At 29.0% G+C, this 25,527-nt stretch carries 17 protein-coding genes; 2 read left to right on the forward strand and 15 right to left on the reverse strand.

What is annotated here, in order from left to right:
• Positions 1 to 10,185 precede the first annotated feature (10,185 nt).
• Positions 10,186 to 11,484: a DASS family sodium-coupled anion symporter gene (locus ALANTH_RS10405; RefSeq protein WP_081843930.1), complete on the forward strand. Its 1,299-nt coding sequence runs from the start codon at positions 10,186 to 10,188 to the stop codon at positions 11,482 to 11,484.
• 24 nt (positions 11,485 to 11,508) lie between these two features.
• Here ALANTH_RS10405 and ALANTH_RS10410 read toward each other — a convergent pair whose 3' ends face one another.
• From ALANTH_RS10410 to ALANTH_RS10445, 8 genes are all read right to left on the reverse strand, one after another.
• Positions 11,509 to 12,255: a sulfite exporter TauE/SafE family protein gene (locus ALANTH_RS10410; protein WP_026804146.1), complete on the reverse strand. Its 747-nt coding sequence runs from the start codon at positions 12,253 to 12,255 to the stop codon at positions 11,509 to 11,511.
• Between the two features lie 42 nt (positions 12,256 to 12,297).
• On the reverse strand, positions 12,298 to 14,058 hold the full coding sequence (gene dsbD, locus ALANTH_RS10415; RefSeq protein WP_026808380.1) for a protein-disulfide reductase DsbD: 1,761 nt from the start codon (positions 14,056 to 14,058) through the stop codon (positions 12,298 to 12,300).
• 9 nt (positions 14,059 to 14,067) lie between these two features.
• A complete protein-coding gene (locus tag ALANTH_RS10420; RefSeq protein WP_026804148.1) occupies positions 14,068 to 14,430 on the reverse strand; it encodes a thioredoxin family protein in 363 nt (120 codons plus the stop codon).
• A 101-nt stretch (positions 14,431 to 14,531) separates the two neighbouring features.
• On the reverse strand, positions 14,532 to 15,464 hold the full coding sequence (gene rimK / locus ALANTH_RS10425) for a 30S ribosomal protein S6--L-glutamate ligase (RefSeq protein WP_026808379.1): 933 nt from the start codon (positions 15,462 to 15,464) through the stop codon (positions 14,532 to 14,534).
• A gap of 9 nt (positions 15,465 to 15,473) precedes the next feature.
• The gene (locus ALANTH_RS10430) at positions 15,474 to 15,899 is read right to left on the reverse strand and encodes an ATP-dependent zinc protease family protein (RefSeq protein ID WP_026804150.1); all 426 of its coding nucleotides are present in this window, start codon (positions 15,897 to 15,899) and stop codon (positions 15,474 to 15,476) included.
• A gap of 42 nt (positions 15,900 to 15,941) precedes the next feature.
• Entirely contained in the window at positions 15,942 to 16,166 is a 225-nt protein-coding gene (locus ALANTH_RS10435; RefSeq protein WP_026804151.1) for a hypothetical protein, read from the reverse strand.
• 60 nt (positions 16,167 to 16,226) lie between these two features.
• Positions 16,227 to 17,591, reverse strand: coding sequence for an EAL domain-containing protein (locus tag ALANTH_RS10440; RefSeq protein WP_026804152.1), 1,365 nt, complete (start codon positions 17,589 to 17,591; stop codon positions 16,227 to 16,229).
• Complete coding sequence (locus tag ALANTH_RS10445) at positions 17,578 to 18,381, reverse strand: phosphatidylserine decarboxylase (RefSeq protein WP_026804153.1); 804 nt, start codon at positions 18,379 to 18,381, stop codon at positions 17,578 to 17,580. Before ALANTH_RS10445 ends, ALANTH_RS10440 begins: the two co-directional genes overlap by 14 nt.
• Before the next feature lie 74 nt (positions 18,382 to 18,455).
• Between ALANTH_RS10445 and ALANTH_RS10450 the strand changes: the two genes are divergently transcribed.
• Complete coding sequence (locus ALANTH_RS10450) at positions 18,456 to 18,698, forward strand: hypothetical protein (RefSeq protein WP_026804154.1); 243 nt, start codon at positions 18,456 to 18,458, stop codon at positions 18,696 to 18,698.
• An 8-nt stretch (positions 18,699 to 18,706) separates the two neighbouring features.
• Here the strand turns inward: ALANTH_RS10450 and mltA are convergent, their stop codons facing one another.
• The 7 genes from mltA to truA all read right to left on the reverse strand — a co-directional run bounded on the left by mltA (position 18,707) and on the right by truA (position 25,526).
• A complete protein-coding gene (gene mltA / locus ALANTH_RS10455) occupies positions 18,707 to 19,816 on the reverse strand; it encodes a murein transglycosylase A (RefSeq protein WP_026808378.1) in 1,110 nt (369 codons plus the stop codon).
• 10 nt (positions 19,817 to 19,826) lie between these two features.
• The gene (dnaK, locus tag ALANTH_RS10460) at positions 19,827 to 21,713 is read right to left on the reverse strand and encodes a molecular chaperone DnaK (protein WP_026804156.1); all 1,887 of its coding nucleotides are present in this window, start codon (positions 21,711 to 21,713) and stop codon (positions 19,827 to 19,829) included.
• A 66-nt stretch (positions 21,714 to 21,779) separates the two neighbouring features.
• A complete protein-coding gene (grpE, locus tag ALANTH_RS10465; protein WP_026808377.1) occupies positions 21,780 to 22,367 on the reverse strand; it encodes a nucleotide exchange factor GrpE in 588 nt (195 codons plus the stop codon).
• A gap of 9 nt (positions 22,368 to 22,376) precedes the next feature.
• On the reverse strand, positions 22,377 to 23,168 hold the full coding sequence (locus ALANTH_RS10470) for a heat-shock regulator (protein WP_026808376.1): 792 nt from the start codon (positions 23,166 to 23,168) through the stop codon (positions 22,377 to 22,379).
• Between the two features lie 113 nt (positions 23,169 to 23,281).
• Positions 23,282 to 23,932, reverse strand: a complete 651-nt coding sequence (locus ALANTH_RS10475) for a transglutaminase-like cysteine peptidase (RefSeq protein WP_026808375.1) — start codon at positions 23,930 to 23,932, stop codon at positions 23,282 to 23,284.
• Positions 23,925 to 24,794 carry an alpha/beta hydrolase gene (locus ALANTH_RS10480; protein WP_026808374.1) on the reverse strand — a complete coding sequence of 290 codons (870 nt, stop codon included), beginning with the start codon at positions 24,792 to 24,794 and terminating at the stop codon, positions 23,925 to 23,927. Before ALANTH_RS10480 ends, ALANTH_RS10475 begins: the two co-directional genes overlap by 8 nt.
• A 9-nt stretch (positions 24,795 to 24,803) precedes the next feature.
• Positions 24,804 to 25,526 (reverse strand): tRNA pseudouridine(38-40) synthase TruA, encoded by a 723-nt coding sequence (truA, locus tag ALANTH_RS10485; RefSeq protein WP_026808373.1) that lies wholly within the window; start codon positions 25,524 to 25,526, stop codon positions 24,804 to 24,806.
• Between the last annotated feature and the right edge of the window lies 1 nt (position 25,527).

Genomic DNA, 25,527 nt, shown 5'->3' on the forward strand with positions numbered 1-25,527 from the left:
TGTTACTGTATATGTAATCTCTGCACTCTCTTCATCTCCACTTGCAACTGATGTTAATGTATAGTCTGTTGTATCTACATGATCTGCAAACTCTTTTGCTGTTGCATTATTTACTGGATTTAAATCTTCAAATTTTGAGTTATTTGTTGAACTTAAATCTGTTGGTGCTGGTACATTTGTTACATCTTGGTAATAATCTTTTGAAGAATCTGCATAAGAAACTGTTGTTGAAGCTCCATTACTATTTGCTGGTACAGTAATTGTTATTGTCTCATTACCTACTTTGAATGTTACTGTCTCTTCTTCTTTTGTTGGATTTGCAAATGTTACTGTATATGTAATCTCTGCACTCTCTTCATCTCCACTTGCAACTGATGTTAATGTATAGTCTGTTGTATCTACATGATCTGCAAACTCTTTTGCTGTTGCATTATTTACTGGATTTAAATCTTCAAATTTTGAGTTATTTGTTGAACTTAAATCTGTTGGTGCTGGTACATTTGTTACATCTTGGTAATAATCTTTTGAAGAATCTGCATAAGAAACTGTTGTTGAAGCTCCATTACTATTTGCTGGTACAGTAATTGTTATTGTCTCATTACCTACTTTGAATGTTACTGTCTCTTCTTCTTTTGTTGGATTTGCAAATGTTACTGTATATGTAATCTCTGCACTCTCTTCATCTCCACTTGCAACTGATGTTAATGTATAGTCTGTTGTATCTACATGATCTGCAAACTCTTTTGCTGTTGCATTATTTACTGGATTTAAATCTTCAAATTTTGAGTTATTTGTTGAACTTAAATCTGTTGGTGCTGGTACATTTGTTACATCTTGGTAATAATCTTTTGAAGAATCTGCATAAGAAACTGTTGTTGAAGCTCCATTACTATTTGCTGGTACAGTAATTGTTATTGTCTCATTACCTACTTTGAATGTTACTGTCTCTTCTTCTTTTGTTGGATTTGCAAATGTTACTGTATATGTAATCTCTGCACTCTCTTCATCTCCACTTGCAACTGATGTTAATGTATAGTCTGTTGTATCTACATGATCTGCAAACTCTTTTGCTGTTGCATTATTTACTGGATTTAAATCTTCAAATTTTGAGTTATTTGTTGAACTTAAATCTGTTGGTGCTGGTACATTTGTTACATCTTGGTAATAATCTTTTGAAGAATCTGCATAAGAAACTGTTGTTGAAGCTCCATTACTATTTGCTGGTACAGTAATTGTTATTGTCTCATTACCTACTTTGAATGTTACTGTCTCTTCTTCTTTTGTTGGATTTGCAAATGTTACTGTATATGTAATCTCTGCACTCTCTTCATCTCCACTTGCAACTGATGTTAATGTATAGTCTGTTGTATCTACATGATCTGCAAACTCTTTTGCTGTTGCATTATTTACTGGATTTAAATCTTCAAATTTTGAGTTATTTGTTGAACTTAAATCTGTTGGTGCTGGTACATTTGTTACATCTTGGTAATAATCTTTTGAAGAATCTGCATAAGAAACTGTTGTTGAAGCTCCATTACTATTTGCTGGTACAGTAATTGTTATTGTCTCATTACCTACTTTGAATGTTACTGTCTCTTCTTCTTTTGTTGGATTTGCAAATGTTACTGTATATGTAATCTCTGCACTCTCTTCATCTCCACTTGCAACTGATGTTAATGTATAGTCTGTTGTATCTACATGATCTGCAAACTCTTTTGCTGTTGCATTATTTACTGGATTTAAATCTTCAAATTTTGAGTTATTTGTTGAACTTAAATCTGTTGGTGCTGGTACATTTGTTACATCTTGGTAATAATCTTTTGAAGAATCTGCATAAGAAACTGTTGTTGAAGCTCCATTACTATTTGCTGGTACAGTAATTGTTATTGTCTCATTACCTACTTTGAATGTTACTGTCTCTTCTTCTTTTGTTGGATTTGCAAATGTTACTGTATATGTAATCTCTGCACTCTCTTCATCTCCACTTGCAACTGATGTTAATGTATAGTCTGTTGTATCTACATGATCTGCAAACTCTTTTGCTGTTGCATTATTTACTGGATTTAAATCTTCAAATTTTGAGTTATTTGTTGAACTTAAATCTGTTGGTGCTGGTACATTTGTTACATCTTGGTAATAATCTTTTGAAGAATCTGCATAAGAAACTGTTGTTGAAGCTCCATTACTATTTGCTGGTACAGTAATTGTTATTGTCTCATTACCTACTTTGAATGTTACTGTCTCTTCTTCTTTTGTTGGATTTGCAAATGTTACTGTATATGTAATCTCTGCACTCTCTTCATCTCCACTTGCAACTGATGTTAATGTATAGTCTGTTGTATCTACATGATCTGCAAACTCTTTTGCTGTTGCATTATTTACTGGATTTAAATCTTCAAATTTTGAGTTATTTGTTGAACTTAAATCTGTTGGTGCTGGTACATTTGTTACATCTTGGTAATAATCTTTTGAAGAATCTGCATAAGAAACTGTTGTTGAAGCTCCATTACTATTTGCTGGTACAGTAATTGTTATTGTCTCATTACCTACTTTGAATGTTACTGTCTCTTCTTCTTTTGTTGGATTTGCAAATGTTACTGTATATGTAATCTCTGCACTCTCTTCATCTCCACTTGCAACTGATGTTAATGTATAGTCTGTTGTATCTACATGATCTGCAAACTCTTTTGCTGTTGCATTATTTACTGGATTTAAATCTTCAAATTTTGAGTTATTTGTTGAACTTAAATCTGTTGGTGCTGGTACATTTGTTACATCTTGGTAATAATCTTTTGAAGAATCTGCATAAGAAACTGTTGTTGAAGCTCCATTACTATTTGCTGGTACAGTAATTGTTATTGTCTCATTACCTACTTTGAATGTTACTGTCTCTTCTTCTTTTGTTGGATTTGCAAATGTTACTGTATATGTAATCTCTGCACTCTCTTCATCTCCACTTGCAACTGATGTTAATGTATAGTCTGTTGTATCTACATGATCTGCAAACTCTTTTGCTGTTGCATTATTTACTGGATTTAAATCTTCAAATTTTGAGTTATTTGTTGAACTTAAATCTGTTGGTGCTGGTACATTTGTTACATCTTGGTAATAATCTTTTGAAGAATCTGCATAAGAAACTGTTGTTGAAGCTCCATTACTATTTGCTGGTACAGTAATTGTTATTGTCTCATTACCTACTTTGAATGTTACTGTCTCTTCTTCTTTTGTTGGATTTGCAAATGTTACTGTATATGTAATCTCTGCACTCTCTTCATCTCCACTTGCAACTGATGTTAATGTATAGTCTGTTGTATCTACATGATCTGCAAACTCTTTTGCTGTTGCATTATTTACTGGATTTAAATCTTCAAATTTTGAGTTATTTGTTGAACTTAAATCTGTTGGTGCTGGTACATTTGTTACATCTTGGTAATAATCTTTTGAAGAATCTGCATAAGAAACTGTTGTTGAAGCTCCATTACTATTTGCTGGTACAGTAATTGTTATTGTCTCATTACCTACTTTGAATGTTACTGTCTCTTCTTCTTTTGTTGGATTTGCAAATGTTACTGTATATGTAATCTCTGCACTCTCTTCATCTCCACTTGCAACTGATGTTAATGTATAGTCTGTTGTATCTACATGATCTGCAAACTCTTTTGCTGTTGCATTATTTACTGGATTTAAATCTTCAAATTTTGAGTTATTTGTTGAACTTAAATCTGTTGGTGCTGGTACATTTGTTACATCTTGGTAATAATCTTTTGAAGAATCTGCATAAGAAACTGTTGTTGAAGCTCCATTACTATTTGCTGGTACAGTAATTGTTATTGTCTCATTACCTACTTTGAATGTTACTGTCTCTTCTTCTTTTGTTGGATTTGCAAATGTTACTGTATATGTAATCTCTGCACTCTCTTCATCTCCACTTGCAACTGATGTTAATGTATAGTCTGTTGTATCTACATGATCTGCAAACTCTTTTGCTGTTGCATTATTTACTGGATTTAAATCTTCAAATTTTGAGTTATTTGTTGAACTTAAATCTGTTGGTGCTGGTACATTTGTTACATCTTGGTAATAATCTTTTGAAGAATCTGCATAAGAAACTGTTGTTGAAGCTCCATTACTATTTGCTGGTACAGTAATTGTTATTGTCTCATTACCTACTTTGAATGTTACTGTCTCTTCTTCTTTTGTTGGATTTGCAAATGTTACTGTATATGTAATCTCTGCACTCTCTTCATCTCCACTTGCAACTGATGTTAATGTATAGTCTGTTGTATCTACATGATCTGCAAACTCTTTTGCTGTTGCATTATTTACTGGATTTAAATCTTCAAATTTTGAGTTATTTGTTGAACTTAAATCTGTTGGTGCTGGTACATTTGTTACATCTTGGTAATAATCTTTTGAAGAATCTGCATAAGAAACTGTTGTTGAAGCTCCATTACTATTTGCTGGTACAGTAATTGTTATTGTCTCATTACCTACTTTGAATGTTACTGTCTCTTCTTCTTTTGTTGGATTTGCAAATGTTACTGTATATGTAATCTCTGCACTCTCTTCATCTCCACTTGCAACTGATGTTAATGTATAGTCTGTTGTATCTACATGATCTGCAAACTCTTTTGCTGTTGCATTATTTACTGGATTTAAATCTTCAAATTTTGAGTTATTTGTTGAACTTAAATCTGTTGGTGCTGGTACATTTGTTACATCTTGGTAATAATCTTTTGAAGAATCTGCATAAGAAACTGTTGTTGAAGCTCCATTACTATTTGCTGGTACAGTAATTGTTATTGTCTCATTACCTACTTTGAATGTTACTGTCTCTTCTTCTTTTGTTGGATTTGCAAATGTTACTGTATATGTAATCTCTGCACTCTCTTCATCTCCACTTGCAACTGATGTTAATGTATAGTCTGTTGTATCTACATGATCTGCAAACTCTTTTGCTGTTGCATTATTTACTGGATTTAAATCTTCAAATTTTGAGTTATTTGTTGAACTTAAATCTGTTGGTGCTGGTACATTTGTTACATCTTGGTAATAATCTTTTGAAGAATCTGCATAAGAAACTGTTGTTGAAGCTCCATTACTATTTGCTGGTACAGTAATTGTTATTGTCTCATTACCTACTTTGAATGTTACTGTCTCTTCTTCTTTTGTTGGATTTGCAAATGTTACTGTATATGTAATCTCTGCACTCTCTTCATCTCCACTTGCAACTGATGTTAATGTATAGTCTGTTGTATCTACATGATCTGCAAACTCTTTTGCTGTTGCATTATTTACTGGATTTAAATCTTCAAATTTTGAGTTATTTGTTGAACTTAAATCTGTTGGTGCTGGTACATTTGTTACATCTTGGTAATAATCTTTTGAAGAATCTGCATAAGAAACTGTTGTTGAAGCTCCATTACTATTTGCTGGTACAGTAATTGTTATTGTCTCATTACCTACTTTGAATGTTACTGTCTCTTCTTCTTTTGTTGGATTTGCAAATGTTACTGTATATGTAATCTCTGCACTCTCTTCATCTCCACTTGCAACTGATGTTAATGTATAGTCTGTTGTATCTACATGATCTGCAAACTCTTTTGCTGTTGCATTATTTACTGGATTTAAATCTTCAAATTTTGAGTTATTTGTTGAACTTAAATCTGTTGGTGCTGGTACATTTGTTACATCTTGGTAATAATCTTTTGAAGAATCTGCATAAGAAACTGTTGTTGAAGCTCCATTACTATTTGCTGGTACAGTAATTGTTATTGTCTCATTACCTACTTTGAATGTTACTGTCTCTTCTTCTTTTGTTGGATTTGCAAATGTTACTGTATATGTAATCTCTGCACTCTCTTCATCTCCACTTGCAACTGATGTTAATGTATAGTCTGTTGTATCTACATGATCTGCAAACTCTTTTGCTGTTGCATTATTTACTGGATTTAAATCTTCAAATTTTGAGTTATTTGTTGAACTTAAATCTGTTGGTGCTGGTACATTTGTTACATCTTGGTAATAATCTTTTGAAGAATCTGCATAAGAAACTGTTGTTGAAGCTCCATTACTATTTGCTGGTACAGTAATTGTTATTGTCTCATTACCTACTTTGAATGTTACTGTCTCTTCTTCTTTTGTTGGATTTGCAAATGTTACTGTATATGTAATCTCTGCACTCTCTTCATCTCCACTTGCAACTGATGTTAATGTATAGTCTGTTGTATCTACATGATCTGCAAACTCTTTTGCTGTTGCATTATTTACTGGATTTAAATCTTCAAATTTTGAGTTATTTGTTGAACTTAAATCTGTTGGTGCTGGTACATTTGTTACATCTTGGTAATAATCTTTTGAAGAATCTGCATAAGAAACTGTTGTTGAAGCTCCATTACTATTTGCTGGTACAGTAATTGTTATTGTCTCATTACCTACTTTGAATGTTACTGTCTCTTCTTCTTTTGTTGGATTTGCAAATGTTACTGTATATGTAATCTCTGCACTCTCTTCATCTCCACTTGCAACTGATGTTAATGTATAGTCTGTTGTATCTACATGATCTGCAAACTCTTTTGCTGTTGCATTATTTACTGGATTTAAATCTTCAAATTTTGAGTTATTTGTTGAACTTAAATCTGTTGGTGCTGGTACATTTGTTACATCTTGGTAATAATCTTTTGAAGAATCTGCATAAGAAACTGTTGTTGAAGCTCCATTACTATTTGCTGGTACAGTAATTGTTATTGTCTCATTACCTACTTTGAATGTTACTGTCTCTTCTTCTTTTGTTGGATTTGCAAATGTTACTGTATATGTAATCTCTGCACTCTCTTCATCTCCACTTGCAACTGATGTTAATGTATAGTCTGTTGTATCTACATGATCTGCAAACTCTTTTGCTGTTGCATTATTTACTGGATTTAAATCTTCAAATTTTGAGTTATTTGTTGAACTTAAATCTGTTGGTGCTGGTACATTTGTTACATCTTGGTAATAATCTTTTGAAGAATCTGCATAAGAAACTGTTGTTGAAGCTCCATTACTATTTGCTGGTACAGTAATTGTTATTGTCTCATTACCTACTTTGAATGTTACTGTCTCTTCTTCTTTTGTTGGATTTGCAAATGTTACTGTATATGTAATCTCTGCACTCTCTTCATCTCCACTTGCAACTGATGTTAATGTATAGTCTGTTGTATCTACATGATCTGCAAACTCTTTTGCTGTTGCATTATTTACTGGATTTAAATCTTCAAATTTTGAGTTATTTGTTGAACTTAAATCTGTTGGTGCTGGTACATTTGTTACATCTTGGTAATAATCTTTTGAAGAATCTGCATAAGAAACTGTTGTTGAAGCTCCATTACTATTTGCTGGTACAGTAATTGTTATTGTCTCATTACCTACTTTGAATGTTACTGTCTCTTCTTCTTTTGTTGGATTTGCAAATGTTACTGTATATGTAATCTCTGCACTCTCTTCATCTCCACTTGCAACTGATGTTAATGTATAGTCTGTTGTATCTACATGATCTGCAAACTCTTTTGCTGTTGCATTATTTACTGGATTTAAATCTTCAAATTTTGAGTTATTTGTTGAACTTAAATCTGTTGGTGCTGGTACATTTGTTACATCTTGGTAATAATCTTTTGAAGAATCTGCATAAGAAACTGTTGTTGAAGCTCCATTACTATTTGCTGGTACAGTAATTGTTATTGTCTCATTACCTACTTTGAATGTTACTGTCTCTTCTTCTTTTGTTGGATTTGCAAATGTTACTGTATATGTAATCTCTGCACTCTCTTCATCTCCACTTGCAACTGATGTTAATGTATAGTCTGTTGTATCTACATGATCTGCAAACTCTTTTGCTGTTGCATTATTTACTGGATTTAAATCTTCAAATTTTGAGTTATTTGTTGAACTTAAATCTGTTGGTGCTGGTACATTTGTTACATCTTGGTAATAATCTTTTGAAGAATCTGCATAAGAAACTGTTGTTGAAGCTCCATTACTATTTGCTGGTACAGTAATTGTTATTGTCTCATTACCTACTTTGAATGTTACTGTCTCTTCTTCTTTTGTTGGATTTGCAAATGTTACTGTATATGTAATCTCTGCACTCTCTTCATCTCCACTTGCAACTGATGTTAATGTATAGTCTGTTGTATCTACATGATCTGCAAACTCTTTTGCTGTTGCATTATTTACTGGATTTAAATCTTCAAATTTTGAGTTATTTGTTGAACTTAAATCTGTTGGTGCTGGTACATTTGTTACATCTTGGTAATAATCTTTTGAAGAATCTGCATAAGAAACTGTTGTTGAAGCTCCATTACTATTTGCTGGTACAGTAATTGTTATTGTCTCATTACCTACTTTGAATGTTACTGTCTCTTCTTCTTTTGTTGGATTTGCAAATGTTACTGTATATGTAATCTCTGCACTCTCTTCATCTCCACTTGCAACTGATGTTAATGTATAGTCTGTTGTATCTACATGATCTGCAAACTCTTTTGCTGTTGCATTATTTACTGGATTTAAATCTTCAAATTTTGAGTTATTTGTTGAACTTAAATCTGTTGGTGCTGGTACATTTGTTACATCTTGGTAATAATCTTTTGAAGAATCTGCATAAGAAACTGTTGTTGAAGCTCCATTACTATTTGCTGGTACAGTAATTGTTATTGTCTCATTACCTACTTTGAATGTTACTGTCTCTTCTTCTTTTGTTGGATTTGCAAATGTTACTGTATATGTAATCTCTGCACTCTCTTCATCTCCACTTGCAACTGATGTTAATGTATAGTCTGTTGTATCTACATGATCTGCAAACTCTTTTGCTGTTGCATTATTTACTGGATTTAAATCTTCAAATTTTGAGTTATTTGTTGAACTTAAATCTGTTGGTGCTGGTACATTTGTTACATCTTGGTAATAATCTTTTGAAGAATCTGCATAAGAAACTGTTGTTGAAGCTCCATTACTATTTGCTGGTACAGTAATTGTTATTGTCTCATTACCTACTTTGAATGTTACTGTCTCTTCTTCTTTTGTTGGATTTGCAAATGTTACTGTATATGTAATCTCTGCACTCTCTTCATCTCCACTTGCAACTGATGTTAATGTATAGTCTGTTGTATCTACATGATCTGCAAACTCTTTTGCTGTTGCATTATTTACTGGATTTAAATCTTCAAATTTTGAGTTATTTGTTGAACTTAAATCTGTTGGTGCTGGTACATTTGTTACATCTTGGTAATAATCTTTTGAAGAATCTGCATAAGAAACTGTTGTTGAAGCTCCATTACTATTTGCTGGTACAGTAATTGTTATTGTCTCATTACCTACTTTGAATGTTACTGTCTCTTCTTCTTTTGTTGGATTTGCAAATGTTACTGTATATGTAATCTCTGCACTCTCTTCATCTCCACTTGCAACTGATGTTAATGTATAGTCTGTTGTATCTACATGATCTGCAAACTCTTTTGCTGTTGCATTATTTACTGGATTTAAATCTTCAAATTTTGAGTTATTTGTTGAACTTAAATCTGTTGGTGCTGGTACATTTGTTACATCTTGGTAATAATCTTTTGAAGAATCTGCATAAGAAACTGTTGTTGAAGCTCCATTACTATTTGCTGGTACAGTAATTGTTATTGTCTCATTACCTACTTTGAATGTTACTGTCTCTTCTTCTTTTGTTGGATTTGCAAATGTTACTGTATATGTAATCTCTGCACTCTCTTCATCTCCACTTGCAACTGATGTTAATGTATAGTCTGTTGTATCTACATGATCTGCAAACTCTTTTGCTGTTGCATTATTTACTGGATTTAAATCTTCAAATTTTGAGTTATTTGTTGAACTTAAATCTGTTGGTGCTGGTACATTTGTTACATCTTGGTAATAATCTTTTGAAGAATCTGCATAAGAAACTGTTGTTGAAGCTCCATTACTATTTGCTGGTACAGTAATTGTTATTGTCTCATTACCTACTTTGAATGTTACTGTCTCTTCTTCTTTTGTTGGATTTGCAAATGTTACTGTATATGTAATCTCTGCACTCTCTTCATCTCCACTTGCAACTGATGTTAATGTATAGTCTGTTGTATCTACATGATCTGCAAACTCTTTTGCTGTTGCATTATTTACTGGATTTAAATCTTCAAATTTTGAGTTATTTTCTTAGCTGTTGTTATTGGACTTATTATTGAACCAGTTCCAGCAGCCTTAATAGGATTTTCTGGTGTTTCATTAATAGCAGCTCTTGGTTTAATGGGAAATGCAAAAGTAAGTATAAATTGGGCATTATCAGGATTTGGTAATAGCGTAATATGGTTAATTTTTGCTGCATTTATGTTTGCATTAGGTTATAAAAAAACAGGTTTAGGAAGAAGAGTATCTTTAATTATGGTTAAATATATGGGGAAAAGTACTCTAGGATTAGGATATGCTGTTGCATTTTCTGATTTAGTACTAGCTCCATTTATGCCATCTAATACGGCTAGAAGTGGTGGAAGTGTTTATCCTGTTGCTATTAATATTCCACATATTTTCAACTCTTATCCAGATAATGAACCAAGAAAAATTGGTGCTTATATATCTTGGGTTGCAATAGCTACAACTTGTGTAACAAGTTCTATGTTTTTAACTGCACTTGCTCCAAATTTATTAGCTGTTGATTTAATAACTAAAAGTACTGGACATGCAATTACATGGATGGAATGGGCTAAAATAATGATTCCTCTTATGGTTCCATTGTTTATATTAACTCCTTGGCTTACTTATGTTATATACCCACCTACTCAAAAGAAATCTCCAGAAGCTCCAGCTTGGGCAGCTGAAGAACTAAAAAAATTAGGTGGTATAACTTTTAAAGAGTATCTAATGGCAGGACTTGCAACAGTTGCATTAGTTCTTTGGATTTTTGGTAAAGAAGTTGGGATTGATGCAACTACAACAGCTATTTGTGTAGTTTCAGTTATGGTTTTATCAGGAGTTATCTCTTGGGATGATTTATTAGGAGAAAAAGCTGCATTTAATGTATTTATCTGGTTTGCTACTTTAGTTGCATTAGCTGATGGATTAAAAAAAGTTGGAATTTTAGATTATATTGGACAAAATTCTGAAGCTATGTTAGCAGGTTTAAGTCCTACAGCACTTATTATTGCTTTACTTTTCTTATTTTATATATTACACTATTTCTTTGCTAGTACAACTGCACATGTTACTGCTTTAGTACCTTTATTTATGGTTATAGCAGTACAATTTTTACCAGCAGAATCAATCCTTACTTTCACAATTTTACTTGCAGGAAGTTTAGGTGTTATGGGAATAATAACTCCTTATGGTTGTGGTCCTTGTCCGATTTGGTATGGAGCTGGTTATATTTCACAAGCTAAATGGTGGGCACTAGGTGCTATATTTGGATTACTATATTTCCTAGTTATTATATTAGGTGTATTCATCTTTATATAAATTAAAAGAGAGTTATTCTCTCTTTTAAAATAATGTTTGATAAATCAAAGCAATAGCCATAACAAATAAAAACCCTTTTATTACTTTATTATAATTATCCTCTTTTATTTTATTTTTTAAATTTAATCCAATTATAATACACATTAAAACTATTAGTAAGTTATATAAAGATATTTCTAAAATCTCTGGTGTAAAAGAACCATGATATGTAAAAAGTATAACTTGAATAATTTTACCAAACATAAAACATAAATTTGAAGATTGAATTATCTCTTTCTTTGAGTGTTTTGACTCTAAAGCATAAATTATCAAAACAAGTGCCATAACATTTGTAAGTCCACCTATAATTCCTGCACTAAGACCAAAAACTATTGTAGAAAGTTTTGGTTTTTGTACAACCCAAGGCATAGAGAAAGAAAATTTTTGACTAAAAAGATAAAATAAAATTGATATTGCTAAAAGAAACTTAAATATTTCAGAATTACTATATATTAATATTTGTGTACCTATTGCACTTCCAATCATAGCAAAAATAGCTAATGGATAGAATCTTTTTACTGCTTGTAAAAAATTCTTTTCAAATAGTAAAGCACTAATATTTAATAAAAGAGTAGGAATGGCAACATATATAACTGCTGTTTTCATATCTGTAACCATAGCTAATATTGGAGTTGCTATCATTGGAAAGCCAAAACCAATAGTTGCTTGAACTAGGCTTGATAAGAATATCACAATAGAAGCAAAAATTAAAAATTCTGTAGTAAATTCCATATAATGACTCCTAAAAAAGGAGTTATTATATATAAATTTTATTTAATTAGGGAAGTTTTTATCTACTATTTGTAAAAACTCTTTTGGATTCTTATATCCTACAATCTTGGCGCTTTTTACTTCATTTTTATCTTTATTCCAAAAAATCAAAGCTGGTGGTCCAACAACTCCAAATTTTTTTTGTAAAACCTTATCATCATCACTATTTTGTGTAACATCTACTTTTAAAAGAGTAAAGTTTTTAAGTTTTTCTACTACTTGACTATCTTTAAATGTAATTTCATCTAACTCTTTACAAGATACACACCAAGAAGCCCAAAAGTCTAAAATTACTGGTTTAGAAGATTTTTTAAGGGCATCTTCAAGTTCAACTATATTTTTTATATATGTAAACTTTAGTTCATCCTTTTGTATCATAGCTACACCACTTGTAAATTTATCTAGTGGTTTTAGTGGATTTATAGCGCCACTTACAGCTCCTACAAATAAAATTACTCCTAAAATAGTTATTACTTTAGATATAAGTTTTAAGATAATATGAGTATAAATTTTTAGATATATTCCTATCCCTAAAAATAATAATGCCCATAAATACATAGTAATAGTAGGATTTATAACTCTATCAAGAAGCCAAATAGCAACTCCCAACATAATTATTCCAAATATTTTTGTAACACTCTCCATCCAACCACCTGGCTTTGGCATAAATTTACCTGCACCAAGTCCTATTAATAAAAGTGGGACTCCCATTCCTAAACTCATAAAGAATAGTGCCATACCACCTAAAATAGCATCTCCTGTTTGTCCGATATAAACTAAAGCACCTGCAAGTGGTGGAGCTACACAAGGTCCAACTATTAAAGCTGATAAGAACCCCATAATTGCAATACCTAAAATACCTTGTTGTTCTTTTCCATCAGTTGTTTGATTTATTTTATTTTGTAAAGATGTTGGTAATCTTAATTCAAAGTATCCAAACATAGAAAAAGCAAGAGCTACAAAAATTAAAGCAAAAGTTGTTAGAACATAAGGATTTTGTAAACTAGCTTGTAAATTTGCTCCAAAAAGTCCTGCTACAACTCCAGCAATAGTATATGCCATACTCATAGCTAAAACATAAACTAATGACATAAAGAAGCCTTTTTTAGCACTCATTGTCTCATTTTGTGAAGCTTTCACAATAATCGATGAAAGAATTGGAATCATAGGAAAAACACAAGGAGTAAATGATAAAAGAAGCCCAAATCCAAAGAATGTAGCTAAAACTAAAAGTGTACTAGAATCCTTAAAAGCTTGTGCAATACTATCTGTCTCACTAATATTTTCAGTTGTCACAATCTCATCAATTTTCACTTCATTTTGAGTCATAAGTTCATCTTCTACTATTGAATCAAAGAAAATTACCTTTTTTTCACTCATAGGAGCATAACAAAGCCCAGCTTTTGAACAACCTTGAAACTTAAATTCTATCTCATATTTATTTGAATCAATTTTTTCTTTTAGTAATTTATATGGAATATTCAAATCCAAATTATCAAAATGGACTATAAAGCCATCATATTCTACTGGTTTTGGAAGATTTATATTACTTAAAAGTTCTATTTTCTTTGGTTTAGTAATGTTTATTTGTAATTTATCATCATACAAATAGATATCTTTTCCTAATTCTAATTTAATATTTAAACTATCTTCATGTTGTATAAATTTTACTTGAAAGGCCTCTTCAGGTTCTAAAACTTTATTTCCTAATTCAATAGAAAATGAGTAAATAAATAAAGTTACAAGTAGTAGCAATTTTTTCATTTTATATCCTTAGTTAAAATCTACTTGTGAACTTTTTAAAAGTTCCTCAGTAGTTTGAATTCCTACATATCTTTTTATTGGCTCTCCATTTTTAAAATATATCAATGTTGGAAGTTGTTTTACTCTATACATTTTTGCTAAGATTAAATCATTGTCAATATTTACTTTAAAAATTTCAATATTATCAGATTTTTGTATTTCAAAATCTTCTAAATTATTTGCTAGAATTTTGCAAGGTGGACACCAAGGAGCATAAAAATCTATAATAACATTTTTACCTCTAATTTTCTCAGCAAAATTATCCTCTGTTAGTTCTTCATAAGACAATAAAGAAGTTATTAAAAATAGTGTTAATAAAAATATTTTTCTCATCTTTTTCCTTAATTTTTTATTATTATATATTATATGTAAGATTAGTAAACAATTTATTTAAAATAACTTAACAATATTTATATATTATAACTATTTCTTATTTATGCTCCTATACTATCTTTTTTTATTTTTCTTTTTACAGGATTAATAGGGCAATTAGGTTTAATATTTTTTTCAACATAATCCATAATCTTTAAAGCAACATTAATACCTGTTGATTTTTCTATTCCTTCTAAACCTGGACTTGAATTTACTTCCATAACTAAAGGCCCTCTATTTGAATTTATCATATCAACGCCACATACACCAAGTCCCATTGCTTTTGCTGCTGCTAATGCTGTTGATTTTTCTTTTCTACTTAATTTATATATAACAGCTTTTCCACCTTGATGAAGATTAGATCTAAAATCACCATCTGCACCTTGTCTTTTCATAGCAGCAACAACTTCACCATCTACAACAAGAACTCTAATATCACTACCATTTGCCTCTTCTATATATTCTTGTACAAATAAATTTACATCCATTCCATAAAAAGCATCAAGAACCGATTTAGCAGCTTTTTTACTATCAACAAGTACAACTCCTACTCCTTGAGTTCCTTCTAAAATTTTTAATACCAATGGAGTACCACCACTTAATGCTATAACATCTTTTGCACTTGATTTATTTGATGCGAAAACTGTTCTTGGTAGATCAACACCATTTTTTGATAACACTTGAAGGCTTCTAAGCTTATCTCTACTTCTTGTAAGAGCTAGATTTCCAGTTGTTGAAAATACATCTTGCATTTCAAAGTGTCTTACCATTGCTGCTCCAAAAAATGTTCTACTAGCTCCAATTCTAGGAATTATTGCATCTGGAACTTTTAAAACTTCTCCCTCATAATTAACAACTAACTCATTTTTCATAATTTCAATAGTACATTTTAAATAATCTAAGACTCTTACTTCCCAACCTTTATTTAATGCCTCTTCATATAATCTTTTTGTTGAATACAAATTCTCATTTCTTGATAAAATATATACTAACATTACTTATCCTTAAATATTTTTACTTGCTAAATTTTCTTTTGAAACATCTACTAAAAAACGATTTACTAAAAATTTTCTTCCAATTAACATTGGATATTTCATATCTTTTCTATTTGTTAAAGATATAACTGTTTTATATCTTTTACCATAAAAAAGTATTGAAACTTGAATAAAAACTCGAAGTTCGGAAGCCCCATTTGAACTTTTTACAATTTTCTGTTTATAGATTGGAAGTTTTATTTTTCTACCATGATAGGAAGGATGAATTTTATCTAATAATTTGAAATGAACAAACCCATCATTATCAATAGAAATATCATCACAATGTAGAGAATTTGAATAAGCTCCTGTATCTATTTTAGCATCTAAACCAAAAAGATCTAAATCTAAAATATCAACAAGTTCTTTTCGTCCTATTATTTTAAGTTGTGACATAATTACCCCTTTAAATATGAGTAATTATATCACATAAAAGTATTATTTTTTAGACTCTTTTGCGTATTGTAAAGCTAAAATTAGTTCATCAATATTTTCATAAGGAATATGTGCTTTCCATTGTACATCTTCACCATTTAAAGCTATACCAATGCTTACTATATCAGCCGTATCTTTTCCATAAGGCTCAGTTACATTTGAAACTGTAATTTTACCTTGTTTTGTTCCTGCTAAATCAAACTCTTTTAATTTTGTAACTATTGTCATTTTGATCTCCTTTAAATTGATATGTAAATTTTACACTAAATTACTTTTTTTTTAATTAATCTATTCAAAATTAATTTGAGGTTGTCCTAAATAGTAACCTTGAAACTCATCAACATCCATCTTTATTAAAATATTAAATATTTCTTCATTATGTACATATTCTGCAATAGTTTTTATATTTAAAGTTTTACTAAAGGCTATTATTGATTTTACAATTTCATAAGAATTTTTATCTATGTCTATATTTTTTATTAAACTCCCATCAATTTTTAAATAATCAGGTTTTATTCTAAGAATTCTCAAAAAGTTTGAATATCCACTTCCAAAATCATCAATAGCTATTTTGATACCTTGCTTTTTGTATTTTAAAACAAATTCTTCTAAAAAATTATAATCACTTAAACTTTCAGTTTCTAGTATTTCAAATACAACTCTACTTTTATCTTCTTTACTTAAAATATTCATCATCTCATCTAAGTAATCAATAAAATCATAATTTAGAATATCTTTAAAACTCAAATTTATAGTAATTTGTTTATTGGTTTTTAAAAGATTTTCAAAACTTTTTGAGACAATTATTTTTGATAATTCTAAATATTGCTTTGTTTTAAATGATATTCCTAAAAATTTATCAGGAGTTATAAAAATAGCCTCACTATCTTCATTAAATTCTTCAATTCTCATCAAAGTTTCATATTTTATAATATTTTTATTTTGATCTGTAATTGGTTGATAAAAAGGAATAACCCTATTTTCTTCAACAGCTTTTTTAATTTTTTCTCTCCAATATAAACTTTGTATAATTAACTCTTTTGAATCTAGTTCATTATTGTAAACAAAATAGCTTTGATTTAAAGATTTTGCTTTTTTCAAAGCCATAGCAGATGTTATTAAAGGCTCTTCTTGGAATATTGATATACCCATAGTCATAGAAACAATAATATCAGATTTTAATTCATCTATATATATTTTTTTATTTAAAAAAGTTTGGTTTAATTTCTCTATTAATAAAAATATATCATTAAATGGCATATTTTTTGCATTTACAAGAGCGAATATATCTCCACTTAATCTATATGCAATTACATCATAGCTATTTTCAAATTCCTTTAATATATTTGCAACTTCTACTAAAACTAATTCTGCATTAATAAAGCCATAAAGTTCATTTAAATCTTCAAAAGAATCTAAATCAAGTAAGACAGTAACTACACTATCTTTATCTTTAATATAATCTTCTAAAGCTTTTCTATTTTTTAAATTTGTAAGTTCATCATTGTAAAGTCTATCTTCTACCTCTTTTTTTACATCTTCAACAATTTTTTGACAAACCTTTTTTGTATTTATAATACTTCTTATATATAGTAAGAAAAAAGAGATAGAAAGTATTATTAATATAATTTCTAATATATTAATATGTTGCAATTCTTTGTCCAAATTTAATATTTTGGTTTAATAAATTTTCTAATGTTACAAAATCTTTTTCCCAAATCATAACAACTGTTGAACCCATTTTAAAATATCCTAAACATTCAGCTTTTGAAATCTCTATATTATCATAAGTATAAACTTTTATCTCTTTTGTATCTTTATTTGTTTCAACTTGTGGTTCAAATGTAAATACCATTTGCCCTACATTTAAAGCTCCAACAAATACCATAAAAAATGTTTTTCCTTCACTTTCACACTCTAGAATAACTCTTTCATTTTGAACAAAAAGTTCAAACTCTTTATTTAGATATTTTAAATTTACTGGATATAATTTTCCAGGAACATGAATAAGTTTTTTAAGTTTAAAATCAATTGGAGCGTGATATCTATGATAATCTTTTGGAGATAAATAGAAATTCATAAAATTTCCATCATCAATTTTGTCATAGCTATCACTACAATAATAAGTTAGAAGTTCTTCAACACTATATGCCATACCTTTTATTTGTAATGCTGTATCATTTTCTAATTTACCACATTCAGTAATTAAACTATCTGTTGGAGATATAAAAATGTTTTTATTATTATCAATTTCCCTATCTATTATAAACTCTCGAGTAAAAAGTTCATTTAAAGATTTGTAATGTTTTGCATTTTTAAATTCTCGCATATCCAACTTCATAAACCTTGCATAGCTTTTATTTATTATCTTTTGAATAGGCTTTGGAAACTCTTTTTTAGCAAATTTTCCAAAATACTGTGAAATAAGATTAGTTATGTGCATTATATTCCTTTGTGAAGTTTTAATTAAATATTTTAACTTTTTTTTGCTAGACTTTTGCTTTTAAAAGGATTTTTATGTTTAAAATAGTAATACAAGACAGATGTGAATGTTTTATAAAAAGTGACTTAGAAAATAATCTTGAATTTTCTTCAAAAGATGATGCTTTAACAAAAGCTATTGAGATGAAAAATATTATGAATAGATCTTTTTGTAAAAAACACTCTTTTGAACTTCAAGAGATGTTTAATAATTTTATAATCAAATTTTATAAAGAAGAACAAAAAACTTATTGTTGTGGAAATGGTTGTTGTATGTAACAACCATTTTAATTGATTTTAGGTAAAAGAATATACATCTTTCCTTTTTCTTTCATTCTTCCAGCATAATGATATGCATCATTCCCAAAGCCCCAAAAAAAATCTGCTCTTATTTCACCTTTTATAGCTCCACCAACATCAGCAGCAACCATAAGTTGATTTATAGATTCTTTTGTAATAGGATTTTGAGTATTTAAAAAAACTGGTATTCCAAGTTGAATATAGCTTCTATCAACTGCAATATTTCTTTTTGGAGTTAAAACAGTATTTAAAGCTCCTGTTGCACCTTGACTTGAAACTTGAAAGAATACATAACTTTCATTTAAATTTAAAATATCATCAATTTTTGAAGGATTTTTAAGCAAGGCTTCTTTTATTGTTTGAACTGATATATCTTCTCTTAAGATTATCTCATTATCTATAAAATATTTTCCTATACTTGTATATGGCCTTCCATTTTGTCCTGCATATCCAATATTAATTATTTCACCCGTATCAAGCTGTATCTTTCCACTTCCTTGAACTTGTAAAAAGAATAAATCAATTTTATCATCAACATAAGCTATTGCTTCAAGATTTTTATTATTTGGATTAGATTCTATATCTTTTCTAGTATCATAAGGAACTATTTTTTTACCTACAATTTTTCCTATTGATTTATAACCTTTTAAATTTGTACTATCTGAATTTATAAGATTTTTTGGCATTTTGTAAACTGGATATTTAAATCTTGAAGTTTTTTTTAGACTCCCATATAAAAGAGGTTCATAATAACCAGTTATAATACCTTCATCATTTGAATTATTATCATAAAGTTTATAAGGAATAAAATTTGATACAAAAAACATTGCTCCATCATTTGTATATTGAGCTTTTTCACAAACAGTTTTTAACTCTTCAAATCTTTTAGATTTTTGACAATCTTTTTTAAATACTTCTAAAGCATAATTTAAATCATCTTCAAAAAAACCTTTAATTTGAGCAAAAGACACTCTTTCCATTCTCTCTTTTTGAGTTACTTTTTCTACAACTTCTAAAGGTTTTATCTCATTTTTTTTAGTTGCACAAGAAGTAAATAAAACAGTTGTAATGATTAAAAAAATTAGATTTTTTTGCATGAAGTAGAGCTTACTCTACTTCTGCATCGATAACATCATCGTCATCTTTTTTTGCTTTTTGGTTTGCTTGACCTTGTTGGTTTTGTTCACCTTCTTTTTTATACATAGCTTCTGCTAATTTATGAGATTTTTCAGTTAAAACTTTTAATTTATCTTCAATTTGCTCTTTAGTAGAATTTTCATCTTTTAAAACTTCTTCAAGTTCAGCTGCTGCATCAATAATAGCTTTTTTCTCATCTTCAGAAATTACATTTTCATTCTCTTCTAACGTTTTTCTAGTAGTATGTAACATAGCATCTGCTTGATTTCTTATCTCAATAACTTCTTTTTTCTTAGCATCTGCTTCTTTATTTGCTTCTGCTTCTTGCACCATTTTTTCAATCTCTGCATCACTTAATCCAGAACTTCCAGAAATAGTAATTTTATTTTCTTTTCCTGTTCCTTTATCTTTTGCAGATACATTTAAAACACCATTTGCATCAATATCAAATGTTACTTCAATTTGAGGAACACCTCTTGGAGCTGCTGGAATATCTGAAAGTTCAAACATACCTAAAGATTTGTTATCTCTTGCAAATTCTCTCTCACCTTGAGAAACATGAATAGAAACTGCTGGTTGATTATCATCAGCTGTTGAGAAAACTTGAGATTTTTTAACAGGAATTGTTGTTCCTTTTTCAATAAGTTTTGTCATAACTCCACCTAACGTTTCAATTCCAAGAGAAAGTGGTGTAACATCAAGTAAAAGAACATCTTTAACATCACCTCTTAAAACTCCAGCTTGTACAGCTGCACCAGCTGCTACAACTTCATCAGGATTTACACCTTTATTTAAATCTTTTCCAAAAAATTCTCTTACAACTTGATTTGCTTTTGGTAATCTTGTACTTCCACCAACCATAATAATCTCATCAATATCACCTTTATCAAGATTTGCTTCTTTTAAAGCAACTTTAATATGAGATAAAGTTTCATCTATTAAATCTTCCGTCATAGACTCAAATTTTGCTCTAGTTAAAGATTTTACTAAGTGAATAGGTCCTGCATTTCCCATAGAAATAAATGGTAAGTTAATCTCTGTTGATTCAGCACTACTTAACTCTTTTTTAGCATTTTCAGCTGCATCTTTCAATCTTTGAAGGGCCATTTTATCATTTTTGATATCAAATCCATTTTCATCTTTGAACTCTTTTGCTAACCAATCAATAATTCTATTATCAAAGTCATCCCCACCTAAGAAAGCATTTCCATCAGTAGAAAGAACTTCAAATGTTCCATCACCAATTTCTAAAACTGTAACGTCAAAAGTTCCTCCACCTAAATCGTAAACTAAAACTTTTTCTTCACCTTTTTTATCCAAACCATAAGCTAAAGATGCTGCTGTTGGCTCATTGATAATTCTAAGTACATTTAATCCTGCAATTGTTCCTGCTTCTTGTGTTGCTTTTCTTTGTGCATCATTAAAGTATGCAGGTACAGTTATAACAGCATCTGTAACTTTTGCTCCTAAATACTCTTCAGCATCAGCTTTTAATTTTCCTAAAATTTTTGCAGAAATTTCTTGAGGAGTGTATACTTTTCCAGCAATTTCAACTGCAGCAGCTCCATTTCTATCTACTATTTTATATCCAACTTTTGATTGTGCTTCTTTAGCATTTTCTTCATTCATCATTAAACCCATAATTCTTTTAATAGAATATATCGTTTTCTCTGGGTTTGTAATAGCTTGTCTTTTAGCTGGATCTCCTACTAAAACTTCCCCTTTGTCAGTATATGCAACGATTGATGGAGTTGTATTTTTCCCTTCTTTATTTGGGATAATTTTTGCTTCACCATTTTCATAAACTGCTACACAAGAGTTTGTTGTTCCTAAATCTATTCCTATAACTTTACTCATTTTAAATCCTTTTATTATAAAATTTTATTTCTTATCTAATTAGTTTATTGACATTACGGTCATCTATTAATTTGCTATTGATACCATAGATGGACGAAGAAGTCTATCTTTTAATAGATATCCCTTTTGTAACTCACTTACAATTTGTCCAGTGGTATGATCTTCACTATCTACTTGCATCACTGCATTATGAACATTTGGGTCAAACTCACCATCAGTATCAACTTTTGTAATATTATGTTTTTCAAAAGTTGTTAAAAAACTTTTTATAGTAAGTTCAATTCCTTCTTTTAGTTTTGGAAGTAATTCTTCTGCACTTAAATCTGCATTAGCTGATTTTAAAGCCATTTCTAAAGTATCAAGAGGAATTAATAAATCTTTTGCAAATTTTTCACTTGCATAATCTATCGCTTGATATTTTTCTCTCTCTAATCTTTTTTTAATATTCTCAAAATCAGCATGAACTCTTAAAAACTTTTCTTCACTTTGTTTTAACTCTTCTTCAAGTCTAGTAACAACATCATCAAAACTTTCTTCTTTAGTTTCAGTTTCTTGACTAGCATCATTTTCACAACATTGAGTATCTTCACAACTCTCTTCTTCATTCCTCTGCTCTTGTGATTTTAAAATCTCTTCTTTAATTTCTTCACTCATTATATACTCCTAAAATTGTATAATTTTTTCAAAAAAATATTCATAATCTTTTGATAACTCACCAACAACCAACATTTTAACGTCTTCGTTATTGATTTTGCAAAATTTACAAATTCCAATATAGTTTTGTGGTAAGAATCTATCAAAGTATAACCCTTCTTGAAGATCATCTATAATATATCCTTTCAAAAATCTATCAATTGTAAACTCATCAAAATCATAGTTCAATGCCAAAGATAAAAACTCTTTGTAGTTAAAAATCTCAAAATTGTCACTTTGTAAACTTTGATTTATACTATTATATAACTCGAATGCTCCAACATCTTTTGAGATTTTTAAAATATCTTTTAATTCAAAGTTTAAAAAATCTTTTAAAAATCTACTTAAAGCTTCACTGTATCTGATACTTACTGCAAAAGTTGAAAATTCTAAAATCATATATCTATTTTCTACATTTATTATATTTCTTAAAATATCTTGCTTCTCTTTTTTTAGAAACACTGTTAATCCAATTTTAGAACTAAAATATTCTAAAGATTTTATATTTATACCACTCAAATTAAAATCTAATTTTCCACTCCAATATTGTCTTAAAGCTTCATTTGAAGGTGTTCTTCCACTACTTATATGTTCTTGAACTAAATATCCTTCATCTCCCAATTTCTTAAAATAACCTCTAATTGTAGCTGGAGAATATGATAAATCATACATAGATTTTAATTGTGTTGAACCAATTGGCTCTAAATGTTCTATATATGCTTTGATAATAGATTGTAATAAGAACTCTTTTTTATCTATCATAAATTATAACCATTTCATAAATTTAGCACTCTATATCTCAAACTGCTAAAGAATTATAACTTATTGAGTCAATATTTGTCAAGTGTTTTTAAATACTTTTAAAAAAATATTTATTATTCATCTAATTTGTAAACTCTATTTAGAATTTTTTCCCATTTATTGTCATTTTGCCAATCAATAATTGCTTTTTGTGTAAACTTATCTTTTGAAAATTGATATGAATCTATTTCATTAAAAGCAACAATAGGAGTTAAATCAGTTCTTTTTGAAAAAGGAAGAACTTTAAAACTAAGATTATCTAAAACTAAAGCGGATCTATTTTTGTCTTTTAAATATAGTAAAACCATATGTTTCCCAGGGCTTCCTTCTACACTTACAATTGCAAGATATAAATCTTCTTTTTTTACTCCTAACTCTAAAAGAGTAAAATATTTAGCTATAACATAATCTTCACAATCTCCAAATCCTTTAAAAAAGAACTCTTTAGGAGTCATCCAATAATCATCAATTCCTGAACTTTTACTATCAAATTCAGGTAAAGTTCTATTAATAAAAAAGTTTGTTTGTGATAATTTTTTATCTATATCAAAATTTTTAGCTTTTACTTTAAATTCCTTATATTTTTCTAATCTTTTTAAAATAGCTGTTTTTTGTTTTGAGCTATTTATAAATTTTATATCTTTTTCATTTAATTTAAATTCATAAGCAAATAAATTTATACTAAATATAAAAAAGATAATAAACTTCAAAAATATATTAATCATATATTTTTAATGCTTGATTTAATGCAGGGAATAAAGCCTCAAGATGAGTAGCATTTGATATATTAAAAATCTTTATTTGTAGATTTTTAGTATTTTCTAAATTTGAAGCAAATATCTCAACATCTTTTGGATTTTTATCTTTATTTTCTATTTCACCTACACTCAAAATTAATTTTGTTGGATTTTTAAACTCTATTTTTTTATTTTCTATATCTTTTAATATAGCAAAATCATTCCACCATATAGATGGACTAGCTGATACAAAATTTTGAAAATCATTTGGATGATTTAAAAAAGCATATAAAGTAAAAAGACCACCATAAGAGTGCCCAAATAAAGTTTGTTTATTTTTATCAATTAAATAATTTTTTTCAATAATTGGCTTTAATTGATTTTGTAAGAAACTATAAAAAGTTTCTGCTCCACCTTGAATATATTGTGAACTCCCACGATTTTCTGGAGCCTTTAGTTCTCCTTCATATGGTGGAGTATAATCAAAACTTCTTGCTTCTATATCAAAAAGTTCTCCTGAAGCATAGCCTATTGATACTATCAAAGGAGGTGTCTTTTTAGTACGATATGACATATTATCTATAGCTTGAGCCATAACTGAAGCATAAGGGAAAGTTGCATTCCCATCTAAAATATATAACACAGGATAACCATCTTTTGGTGCTACTGTTTTTGGTTTATAAACTTGTACTAAATAGTTTTGTTTATGAAATTTAGATTCTAAAGTAAACTCTTGATTTTGCTCTGCTCCAATTAAATCAATACCTTTTTGTATATTAATTTCAGAGTTTGCAAATAAAAAAACGTTTAAAAAAGCTATATAAGTAAATATTTTTAATAAATTCTTCATTTCTATCCTTTAATATTTTATTTGTGCAAGATACAAACCATTTGCACTAGCAGGAGTTTTAAATATATGTTTCTTACAATTTAATTGATTTTTTAAATCTTCTATTGTTAATTTTTTTTCATTAATAGAAAGTAAAAAACCAACCATAAGTCTAATTTGACTTCTTAGATATGAATTTGCTGTAAATTTAAAAATATAAATATTTTTATATTTATAAAACTTTGTATCAAAAATTTCTCTTTTTGTGTTCTCTTTATCACTTCCTGTTTTATGAAAGAACTTAAAATCATAAACTCCTATAAACTCTTTTATCGCACTTTTTAGAAGTTCTTCATCTACATTTTTTACATAAGTCATATATTTTGCATTAAAAGGTGTTGTAGGTTTTGTAGTAATTATATATCTATAAACTCTTTTTTTTGCACTAAATCTTGAGTGAAAATCATCACTTACTTTTGATATTTTTAAAATTTTTATAGAACTTGGAAGCCTTCTATTTAAAATATCTTTTAATTTAAAAAAGTTATCAAAATATTCTGGAATAAAACAATTAAAAACTTGTTTTGTAGCGTGAACATCTTTATCTGTTCTTCCACTAAAAATAATCTTTGTATCAATACTAAAAGTTTTAAAAATTTTTAAAAGTTCATCTTCAACTGTATTTTGATTTGGTTGCTTTTGACTTCCAAAGTATAAACTTCCATCATAAGAACAAATAAATTTCAAATTCAAA

Source organism: Aliarcobacter lanthieri, assembly GCF_013201625.1.
Taxonomy (GTDB): domain Bacteria; phylum Campylobacterota; class Campylobacteria; order Campylobacterales; family Arcobacteraceae; genus Aliarcobacter; species Aliarcobacter lanthieri.

What these genes read in the sequence shown, in the direction of transcription:
- dsbD (WP_026808380.1), bottom strand. Translation starts at nt 14,058, where the DNA reads ATGAAAAAATTGCTACTACTTGTAACTTTATTTATTTACTCATTTTCT.
- grpE (WP_026808377.1), bottom strand. Translation starts at nt 22,367, where the DNA reads ATGAGTGAAGAAATTAAAGAAGAGATTTTAAAATCACAAGAGCAGAGG.
- ALANTH_RS10445 (WP_026804153.1), bottom strand. Translation starts at nt 18,381, where the DNA reads ATGCACATAACTAATCTTATTTCACAGTATTTTGGAAAATTTGCTAAA.
- ALANTH_RS10450 (WP_026804154.1), top strand. Translation starts at nt 18,456, where the DNA reads ATGTTTAAAATAGTAATACAAGACAGATGTGAATGTTTTATAAAAAGT.
- ALANTH_RS10410 (WP_026804146.1), bottom strand. Translation starts at nt 12,255, where the DNA reads ATGGAATTTACTACAGAATTTTTAATTTTTGCTTCTATTGTGATATTC.
- ALANTH_RS10430 (WP_026804150.1), bottom strand. Translation starts at nt 15,899, where the DNA reads ATGTCACAACTTAAAATAATAGGACGAAAAGAACTTGTTGATATTTTA.
- dnaK (WP_026804156.1), bottom strand. Translation starts at nt 21,713, where the DNA reads ATGAGTAAAGTTATAGGAATAGATTTAGGAACAACAAACTCTTGTGTA.
- ALANTH_RS10475 (WP_026808375.1), bottom strand. Translation starts at nt 23,932, where the DNA reads ATGATTAATATATTTTTGAAGTTTATTATCTTTTTTATATTTAGTATA.
- ALANTH_RS10480 (WP_026808374.1), bottom strand. Translation starts at nt 24,794, where the DNA reads ATGAAGAATTTATTAAAAATATTTACTTATATAGCTTTTTTAAACGTT.
- ALANTH_RS10435 (WP_026804151.1), bottom strand. Translation starts at nt 16,166, where the DNA reads ATGACAATAGTTACAAAATTAAAAGAGTTTGATTTAGCAGGAACAAAA.
- ALANTH_RS10470 (WP_026808376.1), bottom strand. Translation starts at nt 23,168, where the DNA reads ATGATAGATAAAAAAGAGTTCTTATTACAATCTATTATCAAAGCATAT.
- mltA (WP_026808378.1), bottom strand. Translation starts at nt 19,816, where the DNA reads ATGCAAAAAAATCTAATTTTTTTAATCATTACAACTGTTTTATTTACT.
- ALANTH_RS10420 (WP_026804148.1), bottom strand. Translation starts at nt 14,430, where the DNA reads ATGAGAAAAATATTTTTATTAACACTATTTTTAATAACTTCTTTATTG.
- rimK (WP_026808379.1), bottom strand. Translation starts at nt 15,464, where the DNA reads ATGTTAGTATATATTTTATCAAGAAATGAGAATTTGTATTCAACAAAA.